The sequence below is a fragment of the Spongiactinospora gelatinilytica genome, assembly GCF_003236385.1.
GTDB lineage: Bacteria > Actinomycetota > Actinomycetes > Streptosporangiales > Streptosporangiaceae > Spongiactinospora > Spongiactinospora gelatinilytica.
This window is the reverse complement of record NZ_POUA01000707.1, coordinates 1-1,469: the sequence shown is the minus strand read 5'-3', so window position 1 is coordinate 1,469 and position 1,469 is coordinate 1. Positions and strand designations below refer to the sequence as shown.

At 77.9% G+C, this 1,469-nt stretch carries 1 protein-coding gene; it reads right to left on the bottom strand.

The window, feature by feature from the left end:
- Positions 1–1,210: 1,210 nt before the first annotated feature.
- Positions 1,211–1,469 (bottom strand): hypothetical protein (locus C1I98_RS44815; RefSeq protein ID WP_233508571.1); only part of this gene is annotated, 259 nt, incomplete at its 5' end.

Below are 1,469 nucleotides of genomic sequence, written 5' to 3'. Positions count from 1 at the left end.
GGAGCCAGACGACACCTCCGGCCTCCCCGGCGGTGCGGCGGGGCCGGCTTCTCGGGATGCGGGTGAACTGCCCGCGCCCTGGCCCGGTGCATCGGGGGGAGACGGTGGGCGGGGGCCTGGCGGCCCTGGGGAGCCGTCGTGGCAGCCGCCGGCCGGTTACACGGCGGCGGCGGCCGGGATGCCGGTGTGGCAGGGCGCACCCGAGGCGTCGGGTTCCATCCCTTGGCCCGCGGCGACGGGCGAGCCGGTCGAACTACCGCCGTGGGCGTCCGAGCCGGACGAGTCCCCCGAGGCGTCCCCGTGGAACGTCACCCGGGCCGCCCAGCCACGCCATGGGGCCCCGGGCACGCCGAACCCCGGCCGGCCGCGCCGGGAAGAGCCACAGGACGCGCCCTGGGACCCGCCCGCGGGCCAACCGGGGCCCGGCGAGGCGACCGTGACACGGCGGGTACACCGCAGCGACGACGGACCCCGGCGGCCCGGCGCGGGACAACCCGTGCAAGGCGTCCCGCTGCCGCCGTTCCCCGCTCCCGGAGACTCTGGTGACAGAACGGCGGCACCGCCGTACGTCCCGCCGATCACCGGCAACGCAGGCGAGGGGACGGCACGCCCGAACGTCCCGCCGTTCACCGGCCCAGGTGACGTCGGCGACAGAACGGCATCGCCGTACGCCGGTGACGGAGAGGGTGGCAGCGGCGGGCCGCCGGTGATCCAAGGGCGTGTCGAGCCGCCCGGCAATCCGCCGCCGATGTTCGGGGCCTCCGGAGGCATTTCCAGCAACGCCAGCGTCGCTCCGGCCCCGGGCGACCTGCCCCCTCCCCCGTGGGCCTCCGCGCCGGGGGGACCGCCGCCTGCCGTACGGCGCGCGTCCGTCTCGACCGACGGCCCGACCCCGCCGGACGGCTTCCGCCCGCGACGAGAAGCCCCGGCCGGGCCCATGGGAGACGGCCCGCATCCGTTCGGAGAACCGCCGGCACCGCCCGGCGTTCCCCTGGAAGAACGCACCATGCGCTTCTCCGGTGAGGACCCCACATCATCCGGCGCGCATCGTCCGGTCCCGGCCCGCGGCCCTGAGTCACAGCCGTTCCCGGCTGGTCCCCGGCCGATCGGCGAGGACCCCACGCCATCAGGCGGCCCCTGGCCACCCGGCGCGCACCGGCCGCCGCCGGGCGGGCCGATACCGGCCGGCGGCCCCGGGAGCGGTACCGGGTCACAGCCCTTCCCCGCCGGACCCCGGCCCGTCGGCGAGGACCCCACGCCGTCCGGCGGACACCGTCCGATGCCGGGCGGGGCCGGTCCCATGCCTCCCGACGCGTTCCGGCAGTCCGGTCAGTCCGGTCCGGTGCCGGGTGGTCCCACGTTCCGTGGCCCTGGTGAGGGGCGGCCGGCGCTCGGGCCCGAGGAGGCCGAACCTCAGTCCCTGTTCACCCCTGGCGGTCAGCAGGCCGCTCCCCCCGGCGCCCCGGTAC